Source organism: Ancylobacter koreensis (genome assembly GCF_023016525.1).
GTDB lineage: Bacteria > Pseudomonadota > Alphaproteobacteria > Rhizobiales > Xanthobacteraceae > Ancylobacter > Ancylobacter koreensis.
On sequence record NZ_JALKCG010000011.1, the window covers coordinates 79,521 to 86,996 of the forward strand.

A 7,476-nucleotide genomic window follows, 5' to 3' on the forward strand; every position below is an offset into this window, starting at 1 on the left:
AACAGAACATCCCCTCTGAGTTCAGAGCGAACGAAAGGGCAGACACTAGAACGTCCAAAATACCTCAACTTACAGATTGGGAGCTACGACCACGCGTATGCGTGTCCCGTCTGACGACGGGCGAGCATTCTGTGAGCTGAGAGGGGGCGCCCGCCGCCCTTCTCCACCACCCCCAACGACTCTTTCAAGTCCCCCTCACGCCCTCGTTCAGACACCCTGAGCGGGGGCTTTTCTTTGTCCGGCCGGTCCCCCTCGCGACCGCCTAACGAGCCCCTGAACATCACCATGAGCAACGAACTCGCGGACGCCATCCGGGCGTCATCCGAACGCCTTGGCGTGTCCCCTAACGACCTCGCTACGGCCATGTCCTACGAGACGGGCGGCACCTTCGACCCGTGGAAGAAAGGCCCCACCACGAAGTGGGGTGAGCATCGCGGCCTCATCCAGTGGGGCGAGCCGCAGCGCGCGAAGTACGGCGTGACGCAGGACATGACCGTAACGGCGCAGGTGGAGGCCGCTGAACGCTACCTGAAGGACGCCGGGGTGAAGCCCGGCATGGGCCTTCTCGACATCTACAGCGCCATCAACGCGGGCGGTGTGGGCCGCTACGACCGCTCGGACGCCGCCGCTGGTGGCGCTCCGGGCACCGTGAAGGACAAGGTGGAGACGCAGATGGAGGCTCATAAGGCCAAGGCTGCGGCGCTCCTAGGAGGGCAGGACATCCTCCCCTCTGACCGCGCCCCCACGCGGCCCATCACGGTCCCCGAGCAGATGGCAGCGGAGGCCGCTCCGGGGCCGGGCATCGGTGAGACGGTCGCGGCAGCCGCGCAGGAGCACTCGCTCACCGGGTGGCTCCTCTCCAAGCCGTGGCTGATGCCCGATGATCCCGACTTCACGCTCACCGAAGACCGCCTCAAGGCGCTCACCAAGGGCATCCCTCAGGACCGTTGGGGGGCCTTCGAGAACGCCGCCTCGGCCGATCAAGCGAACGCCATCCGGGGCGAGCTGCTCGCTCAGATGGACCGGCAGCGGACCCTCTCCGAGGCCGGCATCACGGGCGCTCTGCTCTCCGTAGGCGCCTCGCTGGGGGACCCAATCGGCATCGGCGTTGGCATCGCCACGGCTGGCACCGGCAACGCCATCATGTGGGGAACGAAGCTCAACAAGCTCCAGCGTGCGCTCCGTGCAGGGGCGGCAGGCGCGGCCATCAACGCCGGCCTCGCGGGGGCTGAGGAGAGCCTGAAGCCGAACCCGGAGTGGGATGCGGTGCTCCTCGCGGGTGCCGGCGGGGCGTTCATGGGGGCGGCCTTCGGTTCGCTCTCAAAGATGCCGCACATGGCTGAGGAAGCGGCGGCCCTACGGCAGCTCTCGAAGGACACCGTGGAGGAAGTGGAGGGGGCCTATGGGGCCGTTCCGCTGCGTCCGAGGGACAGTTCGGCGGGCGCTGCTTCATCCGGCACCGAACACAGCTCGCTCCGCACAGACGCGGCCGATTACGTCCAGCACGCCACCGAGCAGAACGCCCCGGAGGCAGCGTTGGGTAGCGTGCGCTTCGACGCCACAGGCCGGGCGAAGATGTCGAAGAACCCGCTCACGCGCATGTTCGCCAACGTGCTCGGGGAGGATGCCGTGGGCAGCGCGAACAAGGCTGAGGCTACCCTCTATTCCGCCATGGAGGACCAAGCTCTTATCGCCCGCAAGATGGACGCCCGGCTCTCGCAGGAGCACGAGACGGCCTATCGGGCGTGGGTGAAGGAGAAGGGATACGGCCTCGGTGAGCGGGACCTTGCCCGGCAAACCTTCAATGAGGAAGTCGCCCACGCGGTCTCCTCGCTGGACCCTTCGGACAGCTTCGACCCGCACGTGATGAAGGCCGCAAAGGGCACTGAGCGGTTCTTCCATGACTACCATGTTATGGCGAGCGACCCCGGAGCAGCCATTGGCCTTGCCGGTCAGCTCCGTCCCGTGGCCGGCTTCGGTCCCGGCGCGCCTCCCGCGAAGGGCTACCTGCCGCGCATCTTCGACTATGCGAAGGTGACAGCCAGCTACGCCCGCCACGGGCTCCCTGCACTCACGCAGGCAACCGCCGTAGCGATGCGCCGGCTGAACCCGGACTTGGCCCCCGAGCTGCTCGACAAGGTAGCGCGCGGCTATGTCAGGAAGATGCGGGAACTGGCCTATGGTGCCAACATCCGAACCCACGGGGCGTTCTTCGGCAGCGACCTTGAGGGCGTTCGCGGGCTCCTGAGCGACCTTGACGGGCTCTCCCCGGATGACGTGGAGAACGTCATGGCGCAGCTCACGCGGCCCACGGACAAGGCATCGGTGACGCGGGCCAAGCATCGCGTTCTCCTCGACGAGAATCTGCGCCTTGAGATGTCGGACGGCTCGGTGACGAGCTTCGCGGAGCTGTTCCTTGAGAGGGACGTGCAGAAGCTCACGCGGACCTATAACCGGCAGATGTCGGGACGCATCGCGGCGGCGCGGATGCGGGTGGAGAACGTCGTGGAGGGGGAACGTCACCTCCTCATTGACGGCATCACACATGACGGGGAGTTCGACACCCTGATTGAGAAGGTCCGTGCCGTGGCGGCCGAAGTGGGGCAGGACCGCGCGGAGCTGGAGAGCGACGTGAACCTGCTCACCTATCTCTACAAGGGGACGGTGGGTATCCCGGTTCACGACCAGAACACCGGACTGGCGACGGCCGGGAGGCTGGCGCGGGACTACGGCCTTGCTCGTGTGCTCGGTCAGGTCGGCTTTGCGCAGATTGCGGAGCTGGGGAACATCTTCGCCTCCTCGGGGGTGAAGGCGGCTTTGGCCTCCATACCGGGCTTCCGGGTCATCGCCCGCGATGCCGCGACGGGCAAACTCGGTTCCGCCATCGGTCAGGAAATTGAGGCCATTTGGGGCTTTGGAGCCGAGCGGCTGCGCAATGCCGGCAACTGGCGCCAGAGCGGAGACCCGGAATGGGGCACGCAGGCCGTCACGGCGCCGTGGGTGGGGAAGGTGGAGCGTGGCCTCGGCATCGCCAAGCATGTGACGCTTGAGGTGTCCGGGCTGAACGCCATCAACACCGGCCTGCACCGTTGGTCCACGAACTCCATCCTGCATTGGTTCTCCCGCGCGGCATCGGGGGAGGCCACCATTCCGGTGCAGCGGCTCCGCTCGCTTGGCCTGACGGGGGACATGGCGGAACGGGTCATGGGCCAGATGCGGACGCACCGCACGCTGGTGGAGGGCTCCTCCTTCAAGCTGGAGCGGATCAACCTCGACAAGTGGGATGACCTTGAAGCGGCTGCACACTTCGAGCGGGCCGTGGACAGGCGCGCGCGGCGCATGGTGCAGGAGAATTCCATCGGCATGCTGGCGCCGTGGATGTCTCACCCGGTGGCGCAGGTGGTGCTTCAGTTCCGCACCTTCGTCATCGGTGCGCACTCCAAGCAGCTCCTCCACAACGTCCACATGTGGGACCGGGAGAGCGTGGCGGTGTTCCTCGCGACCACCTTCGCGGGCGCCATGGGGCACGTAGCGCAGACCGTGGCGAACGCTCCGACACTCTCCGAGCGGCAGCTTGAGGAGCGCCTGTCCGCCAAGGGCATCGCCTTGGGTGCCTTCCAGCGTACCGGCATGTCCGCCCTCGTGCCCATGCTGGTGGACACGGCGGCGCGCATCACGGGGCGGGACCCGGTGTTCTCCAGCCGCTCCACGGGGCTCTCCGCGAGCATCTTCGGGAACCCGACCATGGGCCTCGTGGATGAGCTGCCGAACGCGGTGAGCGCCATCGTCGCGCCCTTCGCTCAGGGGCGGCAGATGTCCCGGCAGGAGATGCGCGACGTGCTGCGCCCGCTCATCTGGCAGAACACGCTCCCGGTGACGGCGCTCTTCGGGGCGATGTCGCAAGGCCGGCCGGAGTTTGTGCCGAAGGCAAGGTAAGGGTGAGGTGCACGAGACCCCAAGGCGGTGTTAAGGCGCTGCCTTGGGGCATCATCCGAATGACTACGAGATGCGGGCCGGTGCCCCTAGCTGTGGTGATGCTGGTGATGGATGTCAGGGTAGTGTGGGTGGGTGTGATGCAGAGTTGCATGCCGGTGTCGGTGTGAATGCGGCTCAGTCACGTAACCGTCGTGGTCGTGCTGATGATGGTCGTCGTGGACGTGAGTGTGCTCATGCTCCATCGCGTGGTGGACATGTTCGTGCTCGTGACGCTCAGTGAGATGGAACCAGAGGCCAACGCTCATAAGCAGTCCAGCCGTAACCAGTTGGCCCGTCACCTGTTCGGCCAGCAGCGCGACGGAGATGAGTGCCCCAATGAAGGGGGCCAGCGAAAAATAAGCACCCGTTCGGGCTGCGCCGAGATGGCGTAGCGCCAGCATGAAAAGCACCAGACTCACGCCGACACTGAGGAAGCCCACCAACGTCGCCGCGCCTGTCACAAAGAGCGGGGGCATCGATGCACCAAGCAGCAGAGCGATGGCAATGTTCGCACCACCCGCTGCCAGCCCCTTGATGGTCGCTATGACAACCGGGTCTGCCGAGGACAGCTTGCGCGACAGATTATTGTCGATGCCCCATGCGAGACACGCGGCAGCGATGAGCGCGGCGCCAGTGTCGAGATGTGCGCCTTCCCCGCTCCATGTCAGGATAACGGCGCCTGCGACGATGGCGAGTGCTCCAAGTATCAGCCGCCTATCGACGTTCTCGCGAAACACAACCCATGCAATCAACATCGTGGCCAAGCCCTCCAAATTCAGCAGGAGTGAACCAGAGGCGGCCGATGTGCGCTGGAGGCCCAACATCAAAAGAAGCGGTGCGACAAGCCCGCCGCACAAGACAACGGCCGTCAACAGCGGCAGGTCATGGCGGCGGATAGGGGCCTCTGTGACCGGAATGCCCAAGGCAGCCCTGCCGCCCTGTACCAAAGCCAAGCCGACGCCTGCGCCAAGGTAGAGCAAACCAGCGAGTAGCTGGGGCGCGACCGAGCCCACGAGCATCTTGGCGAAGGGCGCTGAGGCTCCGAAAAGGAGAGCCGATAGCAGCGCCAGCGGTACCCCGGGCCAAAGGTGAGAATATGTGCGTGCCATTTCCGAAGGCTAGCATGCTTGGGGGTGTGTATCTCTGATCGCAGGCAAGGAATGGAAAGGCACAGGATATTTTACCGGAAAATTCTGAGCGCCTATCTGAATGAGAAGAAACGCGCGATACCCCCCTCGGGGGCCTCCAGTCCCGCATTCCGACCCCTTCAAGGGCGCCCCTACGAGCCCCGTACGCTGCCGCTCTGTCCCGCCCCTCCACACCCTGCCGGGCACCGTTCCCGGCTGCTGGTGAGTCACTCTGACTCGCCCTGAGCGTCTTCTCCCGGTGCACCTCGCGGCCCTATCCTCGGGGGTGCCATGACATCAGACGACACGACCACCGCAGCCGCCGTGCAGGAGCCGGCAAGCCCGCCGCATCCGAGGCGGGGGAAGTCGCAATGGTTCTTCCGTATCGACCCGAGCCCCGAGGAGCGCGCACGCTTCCTCGATCAACTCGGCATCTATCTCACGGCCATGTACCCCGGCTGCCCCCCTCAATGGCGCCTTGAGCTGATCAAAAGGGCGCGCAAGGGCGGCCATTACGGGCGCTTGGGGGAGATAGCGGGGGTACTGGCCACCAGCTCCATCCGGCACCGTGCAACCGACTACGAGCGCCTGCTACGGGTGAACGGCGGGCGTGAGGGGCTGACACGGGAGGAGGCGCGGCAGGTCGTCAATGCCGAGGTGGCGGACAGCGTAGCCGAATGGCGGCATGGCTCACCCGAAGAGGATGAGGGCTTTGTCGCGGTGCGGAAGCAGTTCCGCAAGGCGTGGCGTAAGGGCCGCAAAAAGCCCCGGCCGGTACTGACCGCGAATGAGAACGCGGCCCTTGCCGAGTATCTGAAGGGGTGGCTGGAGAGGCGGGAGCAGGAGCGCACCGAGCGCCCCCGCGAGGCGGCAGACTAGCCGATCTGCTCGATGATGATGGCGCGGATTTGCTCGCGCGTGAGGCCGCAGGGCTCGGGCTTCCAATCCTGACTGGAGCGGACGATGGAAGGCGCGGGCGGGGTGAGCTTGTGGTTACGCATATACCCTCTTGGCCGCTTCGACCCGTGGTCGGCGGCTGACGCTGGTGCGTCGATGTGAGTGTGAGAGAAGCCCAGCATCATGGGATGGGGCTTAGGCCGCAGTTGCGACGGCGGAATGACTACCGCGTCAATGCGTTGCGATTGAGGCGGCGCCGTGCGGTTCATTCCCGGCCGTGTTGTACGCGCTAGTAATGTACCTCAGCGAAACCGCGAGGCCACCATGACATGCACCAGCACGAGCCCTAAACGGTCAACTCGGATAACTCTTTGAGGAATAACTTGAAGTTATGCCTCCTGTAGATGGAGCAGAGCCGTCCCTACAGAAAGCCACCTCGCAGTCGCGCTGAGGCCCCCAAGCGATGGCCTTACGGGTCCTGTATAGGGAGTGAAGGTTCACACCTAGAGAGCACCGAGGCGGGCGGTGGAGGTGATCACCATCATCAACCACATCTCAAACCCCTCTCCGCGACCCCATACCGATAACCCCCTCGGAAATCGCCTTTCCCGCCCCAACATTTTCAACGCCTCGCGACACCGCTTGACGATATACCAAAACCAGTTGTATTCGGTATGTCATTCCAAGCGAGGCCAGCCCCATGACCGCCAAGAGTGTCGCCTTCTATCTCCGGGTCTCCACGGGTGAGCAGACCACCGCGAACCAACGCCGTGAGCTGGAGGCCGTGGCCGCCAAGGCAGGATGGAATGTCGTGGCCGTGTTCGAGGATGCCGGCATTTCCGGCTCCAAGGGGCGGGAGCAGCGGCCCGGCTACGATGCCCTCCTTAAGGCCGTGACGCGCCGTGAGGTGGACTTGGTGGCGGCTTGGTCGGTGGACCGCATCGGCCGCTCCATGCCGGACCTTGTGTCCTTCCTCACGGAGCTGCATGCCCGTGGCGCGGACCTCTATCTCCACCAGCAGGCTCTCGACACCTCGACACCCGCCGGGCGGGCCATGTTCCAGATGATGGGCGTCTTCGCTGAGTTCGAGCGGTCCATGATCCAAGAGCGTGTGAAGGCGGGCCTTGCGCGGACCAAGGCGGCCGGAACGAAGCTCGGCAGGCCCACCGTAGGGGGCGATGTAGAGGCCCGCATACGGGCTCTCAGGGCCGAAGGGATGGGCATCCTCAAGGTAGCGAAGACGCTCGGGATTGGCGTGTCTGCCGTGCAGCGAGTGGTGGCAGCCGCACCAGCGCTGGAATCAAACTGACGCGACGAGCGATAGGCCCGTAACCGAACCGTCGCGAGCGACTAGGGCAATCTGAATGCCGGCCTGCCTCACGCGGGGCCGCTGTCGCCAATGACGTTGCCCCTCCTGGCTAATCCAGATTGAAGTTCGTTCTGGCCCACTGAGAGGACCAGAACATGAGGCGCAGCC

General features: G+C 65.2%; 5 protein-coding genes. 3 read left to right on the forward strand and 2 right to left on the reverse strand.

Annotated features, from left to right (window positions below; all coding sequences use genetic code 11):
- Positions 1–285 precede the first annotated feature (285 nt).
- The gene (locus tag MWN33_RS18720) at positions 286–3,936 is read left to right on the forward strand and encodes a hypothetical protein (protein WP_247202577.1); all 3,651 of its coding nucleotides are present in this window, start codon (positions 286–288) and stop codon (positions 3,934–3,936) included.
- Positions 3,937–4,022: 86 nt separating this feature from the next.
- Here MWN33_RS18720 and MWN33_RS18725 read toward each other — a convergent pair whose 3' ends face one another.
- Positions 4,023–5,084 carry a DMT family transporter gene (locus MWN33_RS18725; protein ID WP_247202578.1) on the reverse strand — a complete coding sequence of 354 codons (1,062 nt, stop codon included), beginning with the start codon at positions 5,082–5,084 and terminating at the stop codon, positions 4,023–4,025.
- 309 nt (positions 5,085–5,393) lie between these two features.
- Here MWN33_RS18725 and MWN33_RS18730 point away from each other — a divergent pair, with 309 nt between their 5' ends.
- On the forward strand, positions 5,394–5,981 hold the full coding sequence (locus MWN33_RS18730; protein ID WP_247202579.1) for a DUF2293 domain-containing protein: 588 nt from the start codon (positions 5,394–5,396) through the stop codon (positions 5,979–5,981).
- Here MWN33_RS18730 and MWN33_RS19115 read toward each other — a convergent pair.
- Positions 5,978–6,103: a hypothetical protein gene (locus tag MWN33_RS19115; RefSeq protein WP_281493861.1), complete on the reverse strand. Its 126-nt coding sequence runs from the start codon at positions 6,101–6,103 to the stop codon at positions 5,978–5,980. The two genes, MWN33_RS18730 and MWN33_RS19115, sit on opposite strands and share 4 nt — an antisense overlap.
- 596 nt (positions 6,104–6,699) lie before the next feature.
- On the opposite strand from MWN33_RS19115, the gene MWN33_RS18735 reads away from it, so the two are divergent.
- Positions 6,700–7,308, forward strand: a complete 609-nt coding sequence (locus tag MWN33_RS18735) for a recombinase family protein (protein ID WP_247202580.1) — start codon at positions 6,700–6,702, stop codon at positions 7,306–7,308.
- Positions 7,309–7,476: the final 168 nt, after the last annotated feature.

What these genes read in the sequence shown, in the direction of transcription:
- MWN33_RS18735 (WP_247202580.1), top strand. Translation starts at nt 6,700, where the DNA reads ATGACCGCCAAGAGTGTCGCCTTCTATCTCCGGGTCTCCACGGGTGAG.
- MWN33_RS18730 (WP_247202579.1), top strand. Translation starts at nt 5,394, where the DNA reads ATGACATCAGACGACACGACCACCGCAGCCGCCGTGCAGGAGCCGGCA.
- MWN33_RS19115 (WP_281493861.1), bottom strand. Translation starts at nt 6,103, where the DNA reads ATGCGTAACCACAAGCTCACCCCGCCCGCGCCTTCCATCGTCCGCTCC.
- MWN33_RS18720 (WP_247202577.1), top strand. Translation starts at nt 286, where the DNA reads ATGAGCAACGAACTCGCGGACGCCATCCGGGCGTCATCCGAACGCCTT.
- MWN33_RS18725 (WP_247202578.1), bottom strand. Translation starts at nt 5,084, where the DNA reads ATGGCACGCACATATTCTCACCTTTGGCCCGGGGTACCGCTGGCGCTG.